This window comes from Vibrio superstes, from assembly GCF_003569005.1.
GTDB lineage: Bacteria > Pseudomonadota > Gammaproteobacteria > Enterobacterales > Vibrionaceae > Vibrio > Vibrio superstes.
The window spans coordinates 1-20374 of record NZ_BCUR01000002.1; the positions used below are offsets into that span (position 1 = coordinate 1).

Genomic DNA, 20374 nt, shown 5'->3' on the forward strand with positions numbered 1-20374 from the left:
ACCTCTCAAAGCGGACGGCCATTCTAGCGATTTGAACCTCAGTGTCAAACACTTTTTTGAATTTATTTTCGAATCGAACTTAAACTCAAATGGTTCGGCTAGTTAGCCTACTGAACTACTGCGAAGCGTTGTGCGCTCTGCCGTGTCAGTGAGGCGCATTATAGAGATGCTCGTCACATTGGCAAGGCTTTTTTTCAATAAATTTAAGAAAAAAGCCTTTTCGCTCGTTTTTTGAGTGAAAGGCTTATTTATCTATTTTTACCCCCTAGTTAGGTACAGGTTATCCACAGACTTATTCTAAATAGGCTAATTTCATATGCGACAGACAATAAAAAAAGAAACCGCATGAGCGGTTTCTTTTTCTGTATAGAGAGTAATAGAAGGAGGAACTACTAAAAGATTAAATTCCTGAGCCGTCTTGCTCTGCATTATCTTCGTGTAACCCACATTCTCTTTTAAGACCGAAGAATCGAGTGTCTTGCTCCTTCATACCCGGTTCGAGCTTAGTGGTAGTATGAATATCACCAATAGAGAGATAGCCCTGTTCTTTAAGAGGGTGCTGAGGCAGTGCATGCTCCTCTATATAGCTATCTACTTGTGCCGATGTCCAATCCACTATTGGAAGAAACTTAAATACTCCATGTTGAATAGATAGAACCGGTAACCCCTGTCTAGAATCAGACTGACTTCTTCTTAATCCAGAGAACCATGTCCCCGAATTAAGATCAGATAGTGCTCTGCGCATCGGTTCGACTTTATTTAACTGGTTATACTGAGTAATACCCTCTACGCCCTTTTCCCATAATTGGCCGAATCGCGATTCTTGCCAAGCCGGACTTAAAGAACTTCGGTATATCTTTAGGTTGAGACCTAAAAGCAGGGTTAGCTCATCTATAAACTGGTAAGTCTCAGGAAATAGGTAGCCGGTATCCGTTAGTATCACCGGAATATTCGGTGCCTGCCTCGTGACTAGGTGCAACATCACCGCAGCTTGAGCACCGAAACTAGATGAGAGCACGACGTTCTGTTGCAGGTTTTCCAATGCCCAAGCAATTCTTTGCTCTGTGGTCATGTCCTCTAAATCAGCATTAAGTTTAGCTAACTCTAGACTCTGCTCTACCTTGTTGAGTTTGACTATCTCTTTCAGGTTTGGTTTTTGAGTAAGTTCAAGCATGAAAATCCCTCTTAGATACTAAGACTTCTTCTACGATGCCATCTCTAATGACAAAGTCCCCAAATGCTTCTTCTGGTAAACGCTCACTCGACCAACGAGCCACCAGCAAATCGATCTCTTGTAATATTTGAGCTGAACTGATGTTCTCTTTATATATCTTCGGAACACGAGTACCGGCTTTGTTGCCACCAAGGTGCAGGTTGTATCTATCTGGCGCTTTGCCTACCAAACCAATTTCGGCCAGCATGGCTCGCCCACAACCATTAGGGCACCCCGTAACACGCAATATAATGCTTTCGTCTTTACTAAGTCCGTGCTTTTCTAGTATCCCTTCTACATCAGTCACAAATTGAGGGAGGAAGCGTTCTGCTTCTGCCATCGCTAATGGGCAAGTTGGAAATGCCACACAGGCCATTGAGTCTTTTCGTTGTTGAGACGTAGCAGGATCGAGTAGCCCACTTTCAAAGGCTATCTTTTCAATCTGCTCTTTATCTTTTGCATCTACGCCAGCCACTATTAGGTTTTGATTAGCGGTCATGCGCAGATCCCCTTTGTGGATTTTGGCAATATTAGCCACTCCACTCTTTAAGGGTTTGCCTGGGTAATCAAGCAACCTGCCATTTTCAATAAACAGAGTCAGATGATGCTTTCCATCAATGCCTTCCAACCAGCCAAACTTATCACCCCTATGGGTTAACTCGTAAGATTGCACAGGCTCAAAGCTAACAGCGGCGCGCTTTTCGACTTCTTGCTTGAATACCTCTACACCCACTCGGTCTAGAGTGTATTTGGTCTTGGCATTTTTGCGGTTAGAACGATTACCCCAATCACGTTGCGTTGATACCACGGCGGCAGCAACCTCTAGCGTCTTATCAAGAGGGATATAACCAAATTCATCGGCCTTTCTTGGATAGGTAGACGTATCACCATGTGTCATGGCTAGCCCACCGCCAACAAGGACATTAAAGCCGACCAACTTTCCGTCTTTCGCAATCGCCACAAAGTTAAGATCGTTAGCGTGCAGGTCAACATCATTATCCGGTGGTACGACTACCGTTGTTTTAAACTTACGAGGCAAATAGTTACTACCTAGAATTGGCTCTTCATCGGTAGATTCATGCTTCTCACCATCTAACCATATCTCTGCATAAGCTCTGGTTTTTGGTAATAGATGCTCACTGATCTTTGTTGCCCACTCATAGGCTTGCTGATGCAGCTCAGTTTCCACCGGATTACTGGTACATAATACGTTACGGTTCACGTCTCCTGCTGTAGCGATTGAGTCAATGCCGATAGCGTTTAGCGTTTGGTGCATCAGCTTGATATTTGGCTTTAGCACTCCGTGAAACTGAAACGTTTGGCGAGTCGTAAGACGAATACTGCCGTACATAGTGCTTTCAGTGGCAAACTCATCGATGGCTAACCATTGCTTCGACGTAATTACGCCTCCTGGCATACGCGCTCTTAGCATTACATTGTGCAGGGGCTCTAGTTTTTGCTTCGCTCGCTCATTGCGATAGTCTCTATCATCTTGTTGATACATCCCATGAAAACGAATCAACTGAAAGTTATCTGCATCGAATCCACCCGTAATCTCATTGTCGAGGTCGTTGGTAATGGTACCGCGCAAAAAGTTACTTTCTCTTTTGAGTCTTTCATTGTCAGAAAGTGGGCCTAGCTCTTCACCCAATACAGCTTGCTTTTCCATTAGTACACGTCCCTTTGATATCTTTTCTGTTTGCGAAGGTCTTTTAACCACTCTTCCGCGCTTTCTGGATTTAGCCCACCTTCTTGCTGTGCGATTTCGAGTAGTGTCGACTGAACATCTTTGGCCATTCGATCAGCATCACCACAGATATAGAGATAGGCACCCTCTTGTAGCCATTGCCAAACCTGTTGTGCATTCTGCTTAAGCTTGTCTTGAACGTAGACCTTGTTTGCTCCATCTCTACTAAACGCCACATCTAAGCGACTCAATAAGCCATCTTTTAGGTAGCGCTGAAATTCAAGCTGATACAGAAAGTCTTGAGTAAAGGTACGGTCACCAAAGAACAGCCAGTTTTTGCCTTCCGCTTCTCTCGCGTCGCGCTCTTGTAAGAAACTTCTAAACGGTGCAATACCTGTGCCTGGACCAATCATGATCACTGGGGTGTTGTCATCGGTTGGTAATTTAAAATTGTTGTTGTGTTCAATGAACACCTTGACGTCTTCACCTTCTTCAAGCGCATGAGATAAGAAACCTGAAGCACCACCTACTCTCTGACCTTTATTGGTGTCGTACTCGACTACCCCGACAGTTAGATGAACCTCTTCGTCCACTTCTGCTTGTGAAGATGAGATGGAATAGAGACGAGGAGTTAGGCGTCGTAGCATAGCGATTAGCTCTGTTGCGCTAAGCTTTGCTTTTTTCTCAGCTAACACATCCACCACTTGCGTTCGAGCGGCGTATTCTCTTAGCTTGCTTTTATCTTCGATAAGCTTGAGGAGTTTCTTACTCCCCGACTTCTCAGCGTATTGAGAAACAAATTGAGGATTAGAAGCTGTCACTTCAAAGTATTCTACGAGCGCGTGTTTTATGGATAGGATTTCGCCATCAATCTCCACTTGATCATCTTTATCTATAGATGCGATGGCTAAAATAGAGTCCACCAGCTGAAGATCATTCTTATACCAAACACCTAGCGCATCACCGGGTTGGTAAGTAATACCCGATTCTTCCAAATCAATTTCGATGTGTCTGACATCTTTTGTTGAGTCACGACCGGTAACTTTTTGGTTGGTCAGCAGACTAGCGGTATATGGGTTTTGCTTAGTGTATTGAGATTGGCTTGCAGACACAGGCAATTGAACCACTGCGCTTTGCGTCCCTGGAGAGTTTTCTTTGAATAGCTCAGCCACTTTATTGAGTGCTTGTGATTGCCACGCGGCAACGGGAGACTCGTAATCCACATCACAATCGATTCTATCTAAAAAGGCGGTCGCCCCAAGTTTGCCTAGAGCTGCATCAAAGTCTTTACCCGTCTGGCAGAAGAACTCATAGCTAGAATCCCCTAGCCCTACAACCGCGTATTGCAACTTGTCTAGCTTGGGTGCTTTCTTGGAGGTTAGATAATCATAAAATTCAATGGCATTGTCTGGGACTTCTCCCTCACCATTGGTAGAAGCTACGATCACTACGTGCGTTTCATTTTTTAGATTCTTTAGCTTGTAGTCTGCGGCATCGTAAAGCTTGGCCTGATACCCTTGCTCTACAACCTTGGCATGCAATTGCTTAGCGACACCTTTGGCATTCCCCGTTTGCGAGGCAAAGATGATAGAAAGCTGAGAAGCTGTCGCTACAGCAGGCGCTGTATCTGGAACAGAAGCTAAAGAATGGTTTTGGCTGATGCCATAGAAATAGCCACTAACCCAAGCCAACTGCTGTGGCGATAATTCGGCGGCGGCCTGTTTTAGTTGATTGGCTTGATTATCACTCAACGGAGTAGCAAAGCCAGAAAGATCCTTAAGCAACATGGTCACGTTATCCCTGTATATTACGTGACCATAAGATTACCTACTATTTGTAATAGCAATAAAGAATAAAGGGGTATGTTTAATAATCAAAAGGAATGAAAAAGAGTTTTACCTACAATACTTCTACTCTCACTTGGCTAAATCCAACCGCCATCGCACTCTTAGAAGCAGAGTCTAAGTCATTGTAATAGCGCTGTTCTCCTTGCGGATCAGTAAGAGCAAGTATTCCTCCATGACTGTCTCTAAACTCAACCACCCACAAGCCATCTTGGTCGGCTTGTTCTACGATTGCTTCTACCAAACGCTCAGAGCGATATAACACACGAAGTTCATTGATTGTCATATAAAAGCTTGCTCCTGTTTAACTCTACTAAGGATGGACCAAACCCGTGAAAATGCGAATTGAGAACAGCTATCAATTACCAGGCCCTAAGCTATAGGCAATAAAAAGCCCATCCGAGGATGGGCTTTATCATTTTAATTGATTCTTTAGAAAGCGACCTGTCCACCGACAAACCAACCGTCGACAAAGCCATAGGCTTTGCTATCAAACTCTTTAAAGGTGTAGTCCATCACGCGGTAGCCACCGCGCACAACCAAATCGACCGAATCTAGATCGAAGGTGTACTGCAAACCACCCGTTAGGTCTGCAGATTTAATATCGGATGTCTCACCAAAATCAAACTCACCGATGACCGCAAGATTTGTATTAGGAACGGCAATTAATGCATTGGCGTACCAACTAAAAATGATGCCATCAAAATCGCCACTTTTGTTTGTTTCGGTATCTTCATAGAAACTATTGCGATAGTCGGTCAAAGTGAAGCCAAGGTCTAACTCAAGATTTTCAGTTCTCAAAGGTCGATAGTAGAAGGTGTAATCGAACTTATCATGAGCAATGTATTGGGTATCTAATGCCGTATAACGGATTCTAAAGTTAGGCAGATAAGGCACATCGTGTTCGATTTGCGCGGCTAGGACCGGAATTTCGTCATCTTCTTGACGAGTTTCTCTGATCTTTGTGCTGCCCCATAACATGTCTGCAGTAATCTTACCATGAACACCTGGCTCAGCGACTTTTGCCTGCGCCGACCAAGAACTTGCTAATGCACTGGCTCCTACGACCGCAATTAAAGTGCATTTGTTCATTTTCCACTCCCAAGAAAACTAAAATCGTTACTATATGAGCAGATACTAGCATACATACACCTTAGTTAAATCAATAACTAACATCATGAACATGCGCTTGTACGCTTAAGCACCCAGTAGATCACAACGGCAAGTAGGATATAGGGCAAGAACTTAAGCGCCGCTCCCAGTAAACCCAATACTAGGCTGAACGCAAACACAACGAAAAATGCCATCAATAGGCCAAAGAAAGTTAGGCCGGTAAAGAAAAATACGCCAAAGAACATCAACAACATAAGTAGCTCAAACATAGACACTCTCCAACTACAGGTTAATAGGTCGGGGTAACATCGCACGTAAACCCCATTACTACATATATAAAGCAAGTACCTTGCCAACCGCAAACAACGCATTAACCCATTGATTAAATACAATAAAAAAGGCCCACACCAAAAGTGAGGGCCCTTTTAAGAATTAAATTTAGTAAAAATAACCAGTTAATGGTGAGTTTTACACACCTAGCTCTTTAGGGATTTTAGCCAAGGCAGCCTCAACAACCTCGATACCGGAACCGGGCTTGTGTGCATTTTCACTGATGTAGCGTCTCCACTGGCGAGCGCCCGGCATACTTTGGAACAGACCTAGCATGTGACGAGTGATATGCCCTAGGTAAGCGCCTTCCGAAAGTTGCTGCTCGATGTATGGGTACATAAGTTCAACCACTTCACTACGCTTAATTATAGGCTTGTCTTGACCAAAGATACGTTGGTCCACTTCAGCCAAGAGGTATGGATTTTGATAAGCCTCTCGACCAATCATCACGCCATCAAGGTGCTCAAGATGCTCTAACGTTTCTTCTAGTGTTTTCACTCCACCGTTCACACCAATATCTAGATGCGGGAAGTCTTTCTTAATTTGGTAAGCTCGTGGGTAATCTAGAGGTGGAATTTCACGATTTTCTTTTGGGCTTAAACCGCTTAACCAAGCTTTTCGAGCATGGATAGTAAAGTGCTCACAGCCACCCTTTTCGTTAACTGTTGATATAAAGTCGGTCAAAAACTCATACGAGTCTTGGTCGTCGATACCAATACGCGTTTTCACTGTTACAGGGATATCAACGACCGATTTCATTTCTGCAATGCAGTCTGCAACCAATTGTGGCTCAGCCATAAGGCAAGCACCAAACTTACCGTTTTGAACTCGGTCTGATGGACAGCCAACGTTGAGATTCACTTCATCATAGCCACGCTCCTGTGCCAGCTTTGCACAGTGCGCTAGGTCTTTTGCGTTTGAACCGCCAAGCTGAAGAGCAATAGGGTGCTCCTGTTCGCTGAAGCGCAGAAAGTCACCCTTACCATGAATAATCGCGCCCGTTGTTATCATCTCGGTATACAACAAAGTGTTTTGCGACAGCAACCTGTGAAAGTATCGACAGTGACGATCCGTCCAATCGAGCATCGGAGCGATAGAGAGTCTAGAAGATGGGTACATAAGGTTCAGTCCGCGAATAAAAATGAGGGCGTATTCTACATCCTGTCTATAAAATAGACCAGTTTATTACAGACATAAAAAAGACCAGCACTATGGCTGGCCTTATATAAGGGTAGATAAATTACGCTTTGTATTGTTTAAATGCGTTAATCAGACCGTTAGTAGAGCTATCGTGAGAATCTACTGCTGAGTTGTCAGCTAGCTCAGGAAGGATTTGGTTTGCTAGTTGCTTGCCTAGTTCCACGCCCCACTGATCAAAGGTAAAGATGTTCCAAATAACACCTTGAACGAAGATCTTGTGCTCGTACATTGCAATTAGGTTACCCAGCGTGCGCGGAGTAATTTGCTTCACAAGGATAGAGTTTGTTGGACGGTTGCCTTCAAATACCTTGAATGGTGCTAGCTCAGCCACTTCTTGTGCTGATTTGCCTGCAGCAACAAGTTCTGCTTCAACCACTTCACGAGACTTACCAAACGCCAATGCTTCTGTTTGAGCAAAGAAGTTCGACATTAGTTTTTGGTGGTGGTCGCCCGTTGGGTTATGACTGATTGCTGGTGCAATGAAGTCACACGGAATCAGTTTAGTGCCTTGATGGATCAGCTGGTAGAACGCGTGTTGACCGTTAGTACCTGGTTCACCCCAAATGATTGGGCCAGTTTGGTAATCAACAGCATCACCGTTACGGTCTGTGTACTTACCGTTTGATTCCATGTTGCCCTGCTGGAAATAAGCCGCAAAACGGTGCATGTACTGATCGTATGGAAGAATCGTCTCAGACTCAGCACCGTGGAAGTTGTTGTACCAAATACCGATAAGCGCAAGAATCGTTGGGATGTTGTTCTCAAGATCCGTTGACTTGAAGTGGTTATCCATCTCATGAGCACCAGCAAGTAGCTCAACGAAGTTGTCGTAGCCTACACCTAGTGCAATAGAAAGACCGATTGCTGACCATAGAGAGTAACGACCACCAACCCAATCCCAGAACTCAAACATGTTGTCAGTATCAATACCGAACTCAGACACTGCTTGGCCATTGGTAGAAAGAGCAGCGAAGTGCTTAGCGACGTGTGCTTCATCTTGTGCTTCTGCAAGGAACCAGTCACGCGCACTGTGTGCGTTTGTCATTGTTTCTTGAGTAGTGAACGTCTTAGAAGCCACTAAGAACAATGTTGTTTCTGGGTTCACTTTCTTAAGCGTTTCAGCGATGTGTGTGCCATCAACGTTAGAAACAAAGTGTAGGTTTAGGTGATTCTTGTATGGTGCTAGTGCTTCAGTCACCATGAATGGACCTAGGTCAGAGCCACCGATACCGATATTCACTACGTCAGTGATTGCTTTGCCCGTATAACCTTTCCACTCACCACCAATAACGCGGTCAGTGAAAGATTTAATCTTTTCAAGTACCGCATTTACTGCTGGCATTACATCTTCGCCATTAACAACAACAGGAGTGTTGCTACGGTTACGAAGTGCAGTGTGAAGAACAGAGCGTCCTTCAGTTTTGTTGATGGTCTCGCCAGAGAACATTGCGTCGATCGCAGACTTTAGCTCTGTTTGTTTCGCAAGATCAAACAGGTGCTTCATGGTTTCGTCGTTAACTAGGTTCTTTGAGTAGTCAACTAAGATGTCGTCGCCGAAGTTTTTAGAGAAGTTATCAAAACGCTCTGAATCTTGTGCAAAGAGATCTTTCATCTCCATATCTTGAGCTGATTCAAAGTGAGCAGTTAAGGCTTTCCAAGCATCGGTGTGCGTCGGATTGATGTTTTTCAACATTGTGAGTTCCCATTATTTCTAATTTTAAGTTGTGTTTAACAAAGAGCAGACGGAGCGACTCTATTGTTAAACTCCCCTGATACTGGTTTTAGTGACCGTGCATTGTTTCGCACCACCACTTTAATAATTTGTTCTAATGTACCGTGTTCTGCGGCTGATTTGGGATTATCACTGATGCGTTTGACGCAGTTGTTGACTTAGTTCACAGTTTAGTTGGCTAAATGCTGTCTTTAGTGTAAACAGGTATCACTCGAGAGGTGAGCTTAGTCACTAACTCATAAGCAATGGTTCCTACATACCTTGCAACTTCTTCTACAGGTAACGCCTCTCCCCAAAGCACAGAAGGATCACCGACTTTGTCGCTAGCATCTGGACCGAGATCCACGGTCAGCATATCCATCGATACTCGCCCAACCAATGGGACCTTGCGGTTATTCACTAAGACGGGCGTGCCATTAGGTGCCATGCGAGGGTAACCATCACCATAGCCAACCGCAATCACACCGATTTTTGTATCTCGCTCTGAAGTCCAGTTTGCGCCATACCCCACGCTTTCACCGGCCTTAAGTTCGTTAACAGCAATAAGGTGCGAGCGTAGTGTCATGACAGGGCGGTAGCCTAACTGCTGCGCATCGTTATCGCTAAATGGAGATACTCCGTACATGATGATGCCAGGTCGCACCCACTCAAAATGGCTATCACTACGAGACAAAATGCCAGAAGAAGCCGCGATTGAGCGTTCACCGGTGCAATTGGCAGTCGTGCTCTTAAATAGCTCAATTTGTTGCGAAGTGATTGGGTTTTCTAGCTCGTCAGCACAGCCAAAGTGACTCATATAACGTAGGGGGTGAGCCACATTTTTGCAGTTATGTAGGCGCTGGATATACTCATCATAGTGTTCAGGACGCACACCTAAACGGTGCATTCCTGTATCCATCTTCAGCCACACAACCACAGGGTTTTCTAGCTCGGCTTGCTCTAGAGCCTCTAGTTGCTCCTCGCAATGCACCACTGTTTGTATGTTGTTGGTGACTAAGATAGGTAGATCACTCGCCGAGTAAAAGCCTTCCAGTAACAATACGGGCTTAACAATACCACCCGCACGAAGCTGCAGTGCTTCCTCTACGCGAGCGACACCAAAGGCATCTGCACCTTGAGCGTGTTTGGCCACTTCTAATAAACCGTGCCCATAACCATTAGCTTTAACAACCGCGAGTAAACGGCTACTAGGCGCCTGTTTATGCAGCATTTCTATATTATGGCAAAGGGCATCGGTATTAATTGATGCTACAGCAGCTTGCAATCTACTCATGCCAGCTCCTACTCGTCGTCATAATCGAATGCGGGACCTGCGTAGTTATCAAAGCGAGAGAACTGACCCTGGAATGTTAAACGAACAGAACCGATTGGGCCGTTACGTTGCTTACCTAGAATGATCTCTGCCGTTCCTTTCATAGAACTGTCTGGGTTATAAACCTCATCGCGGTAAATAAACATGATCAAATCGGCATCCTGCTCGATCGCACCTGATTCACGAAGATCCGAGTTGATCGGACGTTTATCAGCACGTTGCTCCAAGGAACGGTTGAGCTGAGAAAGTGCAACAACCGGCACTTGTAACTCTTTCGCGAGAGCTTTCAAGGAGCGCGATATTTCAGATATTTCCAAGGTACGATTGTCTTGCATACCGGGTACACGCATCAATTGCAGATAGTCGACCATGATGAGGCTTAATCCGCCATTATCACGGGCTATTCGTCTTGCGCGAGAGCGTAATTCTGTTGGTGTTAGGCCTGAGCTATCATCAATGAACATATTCTTCTTTTGCATCAGAATGCCCATGGTTGATGAGATACGGGCCCAATCTTCATCGTCTAACTGACCGGTACGAATCTTGGTTTGGTCAACACGTGATAAAGAGGCCAACATTCTCATCATAATCTGTTCTGAGGGCATCTCTAGAGAGAAAATTAGAACAGGCTTATCAGAGCTCATTGCTGCGTTTTCACACAGGTTCATCGCAAATGTGGTTTTACCCATAGATGGACGAGCTGCAACGATAATCAGATCCGAAGGCTGTAGGCCTGCCGTTTTCTTATTCAAATCGTTAAAGCCAGAATCTACACCCGTTACGCCATCTTGAGGAGTTTTGTATAGCTCCTCAATGCGCTCCAGAGTTTTCTCAAGAATGTTATCGACATTCTGCGGGCCGTCTTTCTCATTACTGCGCTCTTCGGCAATGGCAAAAACCTTGCTCTCAGCAAAGTCGACAAGATCACTTGATGAACGACCTTGTGGGTCATAACCTGCATCTGCAATCTCGTTAGCCACACCAATCAGGCTTCGAACGACGGCTCGCTCTGCCACTATCTCAGCGTACGCATTGATGTTTGCCGCACTCGGTGTGTTCTTTACAAGGTCGGCTAGATAAGCAAACCCACCCACATCTTCAAGTTGCTCACGACGTTCTAAGAACTCAGATAGCGTAATTAAATCAAGTGGCTGGCTGTCTTCAAGAAGGGTTTTCACCGCTTCAAAGATCAATCTATGCGGGCGACTATAAAAATCTGTTGCCATCACTTTTTCGGCAACGGTATCCCAACGCTCATTATCCAGCAATAGTCCACCAATTACCGATTGCTCAGCCTCTAATGAATGTGGAGGCGCTTTGATTGCATCGACTTGGGAATCTTGTTTTGTGTTTGTTCGTTGATCTACCATGAATGTGCTCAGTGACTTGCTGTTCTTTGCATTATACCAATGCTAATGATGATGTGTTTAGAAAATTATCTTTAATAGATATCATCATGAAAACTATTAACTTATTCCATTGTCTCTAGAATGGCAGCTTTAGAGTTGAGATAATAGCTACTGTATAATTTTTTACCTAAGCTTGACGCTTAACCAAAAAGTTGGGGTACAATGCGCCAGCGCTATTTTATGCTAGAGGTATTTCGTGTCTAAAAAATTGCTATTTTGTCTGGGGTCTCTGATGTGCTCAGTGCTCCACGCGGAAGAGCTTACTGATACGGATATCGAGAGTCCTTCCCCCTTCAAGAGTGAAGTCGAGTTTGGTTACCAGGCTCACTCTGGAAACTCAGACTCAGAATCTCTAAACGCTCGTCTCAGTGGCGAATACATCAAGAATCGCTATCGTTTAACCGGTGAGTGGAAGTATTACCTGCTGTATAAAGACGGTGAAGAAGATAAACGCCAATCGACTTACGACCTGCAAGGGGATTATAAGTTAGGCCCTAAGAGCTACGCCTACTCAAGTTTTAGTGGCTATGACTCCAAGTACAGCGCCTACTTTACGGATTACACTATCTCAGCGGGTCTGGGTTACCAGCTTATGAATACCAAGTATTTATTGATTGAGGGTGAGCTCGGTCCTGGTTTTCGTTACCAAGAGCCCAATTTAGATGAAATTGACGATGACGATATCGTATTTCCTGAAACGGTCAGCGAAGCCATCATTCGTACCAACCTAGCGATGACTTGGAAGCCAATCAAGACTTTAGCAATAAGCGGTAATGTAACGGTTGTTGCCGGTGAGAGTAACACCAGAACAGATACCGAAATTTCTGTCATCAATGAGATCACCAACGATATCGCACTCAAGCTGGTGCATAACCGTCAGTACCACAACAAAGTACCCGATGGGTTAAGCAATACCGACTCGGTATTCTCCGTTAACCTGCTGTTCCTTTTCTAGCAAATCTCATTTTTTAGACATAAAAAAACACCGGCCAAGGCCGGTGTTTTAAAATCGTCTTTAGAGTAAAGAATTACTCTGCAGCAACAACTTGTAGGTTCACAGTTGCGAAAACTTCAGAATGAAGTTGAACGCTTACTTCGAACTCACCAGTGTTACGTAGTGCGCCTTCAGGAAGACGAACTTCGCTCTTAGCAACTTCAACGCCAGCAGCTGTAACAGCGTCAGCGATGTCACGAGTACCGATAGAACCGAATAGTTTGCCTTCGTCACCAGCTTTAGAAGCGATAACAACTGCTTCTAGAGCGTTAACTTTCTCAGCACGAGCTTCAGCAGCAGCTAGTTGCTCAGCAACTTTAGCTTCTAGTTCAGCACGACGAGCTTCAAACATTTCAACGTTAGATTTAGTAGCCATTACTGCCTTATTCTGAGGAATAAGGTAGTTACGAGCGTAACCAGATTTAACGTTAACAGTATCGCCAAGTGCACCTAGGTTACCGATTTTATCAAGTAGAATAACTTGCATTATTTAATCCTCTATTTAATAAACGGTGCCGATTACTGATGCTTATCAGTGTACGGCAGTAGTGCTAGGTAGCGAGAACGCTTGATTGCACGAGCTAGTTGACGCTGATATTTAGCGCTTGTACCAGTGATACGGCTAGGTACAATTTTACCAGCTTCAGTGATGTAGTTTTTAAGAGTTGCTACGTCTTTGTAATCAATCTCTTGTACGCCTTCTGCAGTAAAACGGCAGAATTTACGACGACGGAAGAAACGAGCCATGGGCTATCTCCTGATCTTAAATTTGAGTGATATCTTGGGCATGTAAAACCAGTTTTGCTGAGCCATTTCGACTCATTTGATAAGCAACAAAGCCGCTTACCCTGATTGTACTGCCTTTAACTAGTTCTTGAGTTAATGTGTGTGACCCTTTGCCACTCACCACTACAGGCATTCGACAGTAAACCTGTCTTGGAAGCTCAGCTTCCATCACATTTGAGCGATGCTCGAGCCAAAACTGGCAATGTGATATCCCCGAGGGGCTTTGTGTTCGAATAGGGTCTTTAGCAACAATGCCGCTTAAGTCCATTCGATTGGTCATACAATCAATTACTCAGCAGATGCTTCTGGCTTAGCTTCAGTACGCTCTTCGCGACGAGGAGCACGCTCTGCACGCTCTTCTTTTTGCTTAAGCATGATTGATTGCTCAGTCACAGCGCCTTTAGTGCGCATGATCATGTTGCGTAGAACTGCATCGTTAAAACGGAAAGCAGTTTCTAGCTCGTCGATCACAGCTTGATCAGCTTCAACGTTCATAAGAACGTAGTGAGCTTTGTGAAGCTTGTTGATTGGGTAAGCCAGTTGACGACGACCCCAGTCTTCTAGACGGTGGATAGTACCGCCAGCTTCGTTGATAGAACCAGTGTAACGCTCGATCATGCCAGCAACTTGCTCGCTTTGATCAGGGTGCACCATGAATACGATTTCGTAATGACGCATGTGTTGCTCCTTACGGATTATTAGCTTCCACGAATGGCTCGGTCGTCCAGAGGAAGCAAGGAACTAAAGATAAATGACCGAGTTTTAAGGACGGCAAATAGTACAGAAAGCAGTCAGTAAGATCAAGTAAAAAAGGGGCTTCTACAGAATATAGTTTTCCCGTCCCCATTTCTCTTTCATCTATTGGGGCTACTGGTTCATAAACCCTTGTTTCTTAAGGTAACTAAGAACTGACTGTGAAAATTCAATATGGGACTCTTTGGTGTATTTTAACTTAGTGTAAACCTGAGCCAAATTCTCTACACCAGACTCTTCAATCATCTGCTTAAGCTCGGGAAACGCCATATAACGTTGCCAACCTGCGGTTTCTCGCTGTTGATAGATATCTGAGATCTGCTGCTCGGTGTGGTCTTGGTATACCTCATTGTGCACTAGGCCTGCCAGAGGCAAGCGGTCACGCACTTGTGGAGATTCATCTGCATACCCTAGTGAGTATCCTACAACAGGTACAACACCTTCAGGAAGTTCGAGTATCTCTCCAATTTGCTCACAATTGGCCAAGGTAGAGCCCATGTAACACAAGCCCAGCCCTTTCGCTTCTGCTGCAATGGCCACATTCTGCGAGACCAGTGTGGCATCAATGGCTGCAATCATGAAGCTCATGAAGTTATCGAAATTTAGCGGAGCACCACTTTGCGCTAGCCATTTGCGCATGCGTCTAAAGTCGGCACAAAACGTCAGCAATACTGGGGCATCTACCACCATAGATTGCTGCATATGAGGGTCATACAATGCCTTTCTAAGCTTCTCATCTTTCGTCACTATGATGGAATAGGACTGCATATTGCCCGATGATGAAGCGCGAATACCGGCCTCTAGAACCTCATTGAGGGTCTGCTCTGAAATGGGTTGGGTTTTATATTCGCGAATGGAGCGATGAGAGTGAAGGGCCTGAAAAACGTCCATGAAGATCTAATCCTTGATACAAAAATAGGAGCCGAAGCTCCTATTTTATCATGGGTTAATTACACTTAACCTTGACGCTGTCTCACTGCTTCAAATAAGCAGATACCAGAAGCAACAGAAACATTCAGGCTTGATACTGAACCAGCCATTGGGATCTTAATCAAATCGTCACAGGTTTCACGAGTAAGACGGCGCATACCATCCCCCTCAGCGCCCATCACGATAGCTAAAGGTCCGGTTAGCTTGCTCTGATATACATCATGAGTTGCCTCACCAGCCGTACCTACGATCCAAACGTTCTGCTCTTGCAGGTGACGCATAGTACGCGCTAGGTTCGTTACGCGAACCAGTGGCACGGTTTCTGCTGCGCCACACGCCACTTTGCTTACCGTAGCAGTAAGAGGGGCTGATTTATCTTTAGGGACAATCACTGCCGCTACACCCGCCGCATCTGCATTACGCAGACAAGCACCTAGGTTGTGCGGATCCGTAACACCATCCAAGATTAAAAGTAATGGATTAGTCTGAGACGCTAAGATCACATCTAGGTCGTTTTCATTTAGAGCTTTAGCTGCCTTAACACGACCAATAATGCCCTGATGGTTTGCGCCCTTTGCTTTGTCATCCAACGCCTTACGGCCGGTTTGCTGAATCGACACACCAAATGCTTGAAGCTGATTGATTAAAGGTAACAAACGGTCATCCTGACGCCCCTTTAAAACAAACGCTTCAATAAAGCGTGCAGGATCTTTCTCTAGTACCGCTTTAACTGCGTGGATACCGTAAATATATTCGCTACTCATTATTTGCTTCTCTTATTTCTTCGAATCACGCGCTTTATTCTTGTTGCTACGTGCTTTACTCTTTCGGGCTTTTTGCGACTTTCGCTTCTTCGATGCTGGTTTCTCATCAGAGCTGCCATCTGGACGAACCGTAGGTTCTACCATAGTCTTCGCACGCTTGGAGCGGCCTTTTCCTGCTGCATCCTCTTTCTTTTTGTCAAAGCGCTTCGCTTCTTCTACTAGGCGTTTCTTCGCCGTTTTTCCTTTGCCTTTAGGCGTACGTACCGTACCCGCTAATTCAAAATCAATCTGTTTGTCGTTGAGGTTAACGGCTAACACCTTCACCTTAACCTGATCACCTAAACGATATATCTGGCCTGAGCTTTCACCCACCAATCTTTGACTAATTGCATCATAGCGATAATAGTCATTGGCCAATGCAGATATATGCACTAATCCATCGATGTGTAGCTCAGTCAGCCTCACAAAGAAACCAAAACCCGTCACATTGGCAATAACACCATCGAGCTCTTCACCCACATGGTCTTGCATGTACTCACACTTCAACCAATCGGCTACATCACGAGTTGCATCATCGGCACGGCGCTCTGTCATTGAGCACTGCTCACCATAGACATCCATATCATCAAAGGAGTAATGGAAGCCTCCTGTTGGAGTCCATCGGTCTTGGTTATGACCTTCCTGTTTAGCAATCAAGTACTTGATTGCTCGGTGCAACAATAAGTCAGGGTAACGACGAATAGGAGAAGTGAAGTGTGCGTATCGCTTCAGTGCCAGTCCAAAGTGTCCAGCGTTGTCGGGATTATACACAGCTTGCTTCATTGAGCGTAGCAACATTGTTTGAATCAGCTCTTTATCCGGTCGCTGGGTTACAACGTGCATCAAATCGGCGTAATCAGTCGGGGACGGCTCTAGCCCACCATTTAGGGTTAAGCCAAGCTCACTCAAGAAGTCCTTGAAGCCAACTAATCGTTGCTCTCCTGGAGATTCATGAATTCGATACAGAGCGGGTTCTTTTAATTTCTCTACCAATGAAGCCGAGGCAATATTTGCCAAGATCATGCACTCTTCAATAAGCTTATGGGCATCGTTACGAATAACAGGCTCAATGCGGTCAATCTTTCTGTCCGCATTAAAGATAAATTTAGTTTCTACTGTTTCAAACTCTATCGCCCCTCTGCCGTCTCGAGCCGTCTTAAGAGTACGATACATATTATGCAGTTCTTGAAGATGCGGTACTAAAGGCTCATAGCGCTGGTTAAGTTCTTCATCGCCATTGAGAATATCGTTCACCTTGGTATAGGTTAAACGAGCGTGAGAGTTCATCACGGCTTCGTAATGCTTATAGCCAGACAGCTTACCGCTTTCGGAAATCGTCATCTCGCAGACCATACATAAGCGATCTACTTCTGGGTTTAGTGAACACAAGCCGTTCGAGAGCACCTCAGGCAGCATAGGTACAACCTGAGAAGGGAAATACACAGAGTTACCACGATTAATGGCCTCTTTGTCTAGTGCGGAATCCGGACGAACGTAGTAGCTAACATCGGCAATGGCTACCCATAAACGCCAGCCGCCACTTTTCTTCTTCTCACAGAAAACGGCATCGTCGAAGTCGCGGGCATCCTCGCCGTCGATGGTCACTAATGGCAACTCTCTAAGGTCAACACGCCCTTTTTTCGCCTGCTCTGGCACTTCTTCTTCAAGGGAAGCAATTTGCTTGGTGACCTCTTCAGGCCATTCATTTGGAATTTGGTGTGTACGAATAGCGATCTGAGTTTCCATGCCCGGTGCTAGGTTTTCTCCCAGTACCTCTACCACTTGACCTGTCATGCCTCGAGAACGACTCCCCCTGTCGGTGATCTCGATAACAACGACATTCCCCATTCGAGCACCCATTCTATGTTCTTTAGGGATGAGGATATCTTGATGGATTCTTGAATCATCGGCGACAACGTACGCTTGTCCAAACTCCAAGAAGAAGCGACCAACGATCTGCATTGAACGCTCTTCAAGCACTCGAACAATACGAGCCTCTTTTCGGCCTCGTTTATCGGTGCCAGATTCTTGAGCGAGAACATAGTCACCGTGGATGATGCCACGCATCTGATGGAATGGCAGAACAAGGTCATGCTCTTTGCCAATCACGCCCTCAGGGCGTACCCAACCATAGCCATCTTTATGACCGATTACATGCCCTTTTATCATCTCGAGTTTTTCTGGTAAGGCGAAGCATTGACGACGAGTAAACACTAACTGGCCATCGCGCAACATAGCATTTAGCCTGCGACGTAAGCCTTCATATTGTTCTTCACCATCAAGCTCAAGGGCAGTAAATAAATCATTGCGATTCATTGGTGCGCCAGCACTTTCTAGAAAGCTTGAAATAAACTCTCTACTCGGTACTGGGTTTTCATAATTTTTCGCCTCTCGATCTGCATGGGGGTCAAGAGAATTAGAATCGGACATGGGGGTGCTCATTAATTAGAATAATTGAGTAAAGTATATTCTAGTAATGCCCCACAAGGAAAAAATGCTTTAAAAATTAATGAAATATTCGCTTTTTACGTCTAGCCCTTGGACAACAGAATCATCAGATCGGAATTATCATCCACCAAATCATCAAGATTGCATTTATCGAGCTCTGCCAAAAACGCTTCCTTTGCCTTGTGCAGGTAACCTTTAAGTCGGCATGCAGGGGTAATATGGCAAAATTCGGGGGAGCAATTGATGACCTTCAGTGGTTCTAGTTCTCTAATTACATGCCCTATATTTATTTCACTCGCTGGCTTATTCAGTCTAATGCCACCATTCTTACCTCGAATAGTTTCAATAAAACCGGTTTGCCCTAGTTTGTTAACAATCTTAACCATGTGATTGCGAGAAATATCGAACACTTCACTGACCTGGGTAATGTTTGTCAGTTCATCATCTTTGAGTGCTGCTAAGTAGATGAGAGTGCGGATGGCATAGTCAGTAAAGCTTGTAATTTGCATAGTGGTACTCCGTATCGTTCCATAAGTGTAATTCTTTTGTTGACTTTAATATACATTTTATAGAATATTAAACATATATTTCAAATGCACCTTTATAGGATTCTCTCAATGTTGGACCAAAAAACAATAGATACAGTTAAAGCAACCGCTCCAATTTTAGCTGCAACAGGCCCTAAACTGACGGCTCATTTCTACGATCGTATGTTTGCACATAACCCTGAATTGAAAGACATTTTCAATATGAGCAATCAGCGCAATGGTCATCAACGCGAAGCACTATTCAATGCGATCTGTGGTTACGCAACCAACATAGACAACTTGGGTGCCCTATTGCCCGTTGTAGAGAAAATCGCTCAAAAGCACACCAGCTTTATGATCACAGCAGAACAATACAACATTGTGGGTACTCACCTTCTTGCGAGCATCGACGAACTCTTGTCACCAGGTGAGGAAGTCATTACTGCATGGGGTAAAGCTTATGGCGTACTGGCTGATATCTTCATTCAACGAGAAGAGCAAATCTACAGCGAGATAGAGACATCGGACGGTGGCTGGCGCGGTCTGAGAGACTTCAAGGTGGTATCAAAAACCGTTGAAAGCTCAGTTATCACCAGTTTTGTATTTGAGCCAATCGATGGCAAGCCAGTCATTGGCTTCACTCCAGGACAATACCTAGGTATCTACTTAAATTCTGATGCTTTTGATAATCAGGAAATTCGTCAATACAGCCTATCAGCAGCGCCAAACGGTAAGACTTATCGCATTTCGGTGAAGAGAGAAGACCAAGGTGTCGTGTCTAACTATTTACACCAGAGTTTGCAGGTGGGTGATACAGTACAACTTGCACCGCCAGCAGGTGACTTTTTCTTACAAGCTGAATCTGAGAACCCTATTGTGCTAATTTCTGCTGGTGTAGGTCTAACACCTATGCTTTCTATGCTAGAAACACTTCAAGGACGCGAGCAGTCTGTAACTTGGATACACGCTGCGGAAAATGGAGAGCAGCATGCCTTTAAAGACAATGTTGAGCAGGTTTGTAAGCAGCAAAATTTTCAACACCTCACTTGGTATCGTTCACCGTTGAGCTCAGACGTGCAGGCTGAAGATTATCAATATGAGGGTCTGATTGATCTCTCTAAACTCAACAGTACACAACTGCCTAGCAATGCTGAAGTCTACTTTTGTGGTCCAGTACCCTTCATGCAATTCGCTGCTAAACAATTAGTAGAGCAAGGCATTAACCAAGACCAGATTCATTACGAATGCTTTGGGCCTCACAAAGTACTCTGATATCCGCTCAGTTTTTGACTG

Annotated in this window: 20 protein-coding genes; 2 read left to right on the forward strand and 18 right to left on the reverse strand. The window is 44.8% G+C overall.

Annotated features, from left to right (window positions below; translation table 11 throughout):
• Window positions 1-400: 400 nt before the first annotated feature.
• The 10 genes from D5I41_RS07175 to D5I41_RS07220 all read right to left on the reverse strand — a co-directional run bounded on the left by D5I41_RS07175 (window position 401) and on the right by D5I41_RS07220 (window position 11801).
• Window positions 401-1174: a phosphoadenylyl-sulfate reductase gene (locus D5I41_RS07175; protein ID WP_119009250.1), complete on the reverse strand. Its 774-nt coding sequence runs from the start codon at window positions 1172-1174 to the stop codon at window positions 401-403.
• Window positions 1167-2882, reverse strand: a complete 1716-nt coding sequence (cysI, locus tag D5I41_RS07180) for an assimilatory sulfite reductase (NADPH) hemoprotein subunit (RefSeq protein WP_119009251.1) — start codon at window positions 2880-2882, stop codon at window positions 1167-1169. Before cysI ends, D5I41_RS07175 begins: the two co-directional genes overlap by 8 nt.
• A complete protein-coding gene (locus tag D5I41_RS07185; protein WP_119009252.1) occupies window positions 2882-4687 on the reverse strand; it encodes an assimilatory sulfite reductase (NADPH) flavoprotein subunit in 1806 nt (601 codons plus the stop codon). Before D5I41_RS07185 ends, cysI begins: the two co-directional genes overlap by 1 nt.
• Before the next feature lie 112 nt (window positions 4688-4799).
• Window positions 4800-5030, reverse strand: coding sequence for a thymidylate kinase (locus D5I41_RS07190; RefSeq protein ID WP_119009253.1), 231 nt, complete (start codon window positions 5028-5030; stop codon window positions 4800-4802).
• A gap of 146 nt (window positions 5031-5176) precedes the next feature.
• On the reverse strand, window positions 5177-5836 hold the full coding sequence (locus tag D5I41_RS07195) for a TIGR04219 family outer membrane beta-barrel protein (protein ID WP_119009254.1): 660 nt from the start codon (window positions 5834-5836) through the stop codon (window positions 5177-5179).
• 83 nt (window positions 5837-5919) lie between these two features.
• The gene (locus tag D5I41_RS07200; RefSeq protein ID WP_017027495.1) at window positions 5920-6126 is read right to left on the reverse strand and encodes an envelope stress response protein PspG; all 207 of its coding nucleotides are present in this window, start codon (window positions 6124-6126) and stop codon (window positions 5920-5922) included.
• Window positions 6127-6325: 199 nt separating this feature from the next.
• Window positions 6326-7306 (reverse strand): tRNA dihydrouridine(20/20a) synthase DusA, encoded by a 981-nt coding sequence (gene dusA, locus D5I41_RS07205; protein ID WP_119009255.1) that lies wholly within the window; start codon window positions 7304-7306, stop codon window positions 6326-6328.
• A gap of 121 nt (window positions 7307-7427) precedes the next feature.
• A complete protein-coding gene (gene pgi, locus D5I41_RS07210; RefSeq protein WP_119009256.1) occupies window positions 7428-9080 on the reverse strand; it encodes a glucose-6-phosphate isomerase in 1653 nt (550 codons plus the stop codon).
• 217 nt (window positions 9081-9297) lie between these two features.
• The gene (gene alr, locus D5I41_RS07215; RefSeq protein WP_119009257.1) at window positions 9298-10392 is read right to left on the reverse strand and encodes an alanine racemase; all 1095 of its coding nucleotides are present in this window, start codon (window positions 10390-10392) and stop codon (window positions 9298-9300) included.
• An 8-nt stretch (window positions 10393-10400) separates the two neighbouring features.
• Window positions 10401-11801, reverse strand: coding sequence for a replicative DNA helicase (locus D5I41_RS07220; protein WP_119009258.1), 1401 nt, complete (start codon window positions 11799-11801; stop codon window positions 10401-10403).
• A gap of 271 nt (window positions 11802-12072) precedes the next feature.
• Here D5I41_RS07220 and D5I41_RS07225 point away from each other — a divergent pair, with 271 nt between their 5' ends.
• Window positions 12073-12795, forward strand: coding sequence for a DUF481 domain-containing protein (locus D5I41_RS07225; protein WP_119009259.1), 723 nt, complete (start codon window positions 12073-12075; stop codon window positions 12793-12795).
• A gap of 73 nt (window positions 12796-12868) precedes the next feature.
• Here the strand turns inward: D5I41_RS07225 and rplI are convergent, their stop codons facing one another.
• The 8 genes from rplI to nsrR form a co-directional block, all read right to left on the reverse strand.
• Window positions 12869-13321: a 50S ribosomal protein L9 gene (rplI, locus tag D5I41_RS07230; RefSeq protein WP_119009260.1), complete on the reverse strand. Its 453-nt coding sequence runs from the start codon at window positions 13319-13321 to the stop codon at window positions 12869-12871.
• 32 nt (window positions 13322-13353) lie between these two features.
• The gene (rpsR, locus tag D5I41_RS07235) at window positions 13354-13581 is read right to left on the reverse strand and encodes a 30S ribosomal protein S18 (RefSeq protein ID WP_000090472.1); all 228 of its coding nucleotides are present in this window, start codon (window positions 13579-13581) and stop codon (window positions 13354-13356) included.
• A gap of 16 nt (window positions 13582-13597) precedes the next feature.
• Complete coding sequence (priB, locus tag D5I41_RS07240) at window positions 13598-13900, reverse strand: primosomal replication protein N (RefSeq protein ID WP_186811130.1); 303 nt, start codon at window positions 13898-13900, stop codon at window positions 13598-13600.
• An 8-nt stretch (window positions 13901-13908) separates the two neighbouring features.
• A complete protein-coding gene (rpsF, locus tag D5I41_RS07245; RefSeq protein ID WP_017027503.1) occupies window positions 13909-14298 on the reverse strand; it encodes a 30S ribosomal protein S6 in 390 nt (129 codons plus the stop codon).
• Between the two features lie 189 nt (window positions 14299-14487).
• Window positions 14488-15264: a nitroreductase family protein gene (locus tag D5I41_RS07250; protein WP_119009262.1), complete on the reverse strand. Its 777-nt coding sequence runs from the start codon at window positions 15262-15264 to the stop codon at window positions 14488-14490.
• A gap of 65 nt (window positions 15265-15329) precedes the next feature.
• Window positions 15330-16067, reverse strand: a complete 738-nt coding sequence (rlmB, locus tag D5I41_RS07255; protein WP_119009263.1) for a 23S rRNA (guanosine(2251)-2'-O)-methyltransferase RlmB — start codon at window positions 16065-16067, stop codon at window positions 15330-15332.
• A 12-nt stretch (window positions 16068-16079) separates the two neighbouring features.
• Window positions 16080-18536, reverse strand: a complete 2457-nt coding sequence (gene rnr / locus D5I41_RS07260) for a ribonuclease R (protein WP_119009264.1) — start codon at window positions 18534-18536, stop codon at window positions 16080-16082.
• Window positions 18537-18637: 101 nt separating this feature from the next.
• Window positions 18638-19063: a nitric oxide-sensing transcriptional repressor NsrR gene (gene nsrR / locus D5I41_RS07265; RefSeq protein WP_119009265.1), complete on the reverse strand. Its 426-nt coding sequence runs from the start codon at window positions 19061-19063 to the stop codon at window positions 18638-18640.
• Window positions 19064-19171: 108 nt separating this feature from the next.
• Here nsrR and hmpA point away from each other — a divergent pair, with 108 nt between their 5' ends.
• Window positions 19172-20353, forward strand: coding sequence for an NO-inducible flavohemoprotein (gene hmpA / locus D5I41_RS07270; RefSeq protein ID WP_119009266.1), 1182 nt, complete (start codon window positions 19172-19174; stop codon window positions 20351-20353).
• The last annotated feature ends 21 nt before the right edge of the window (window positions 20354-20374 follow it).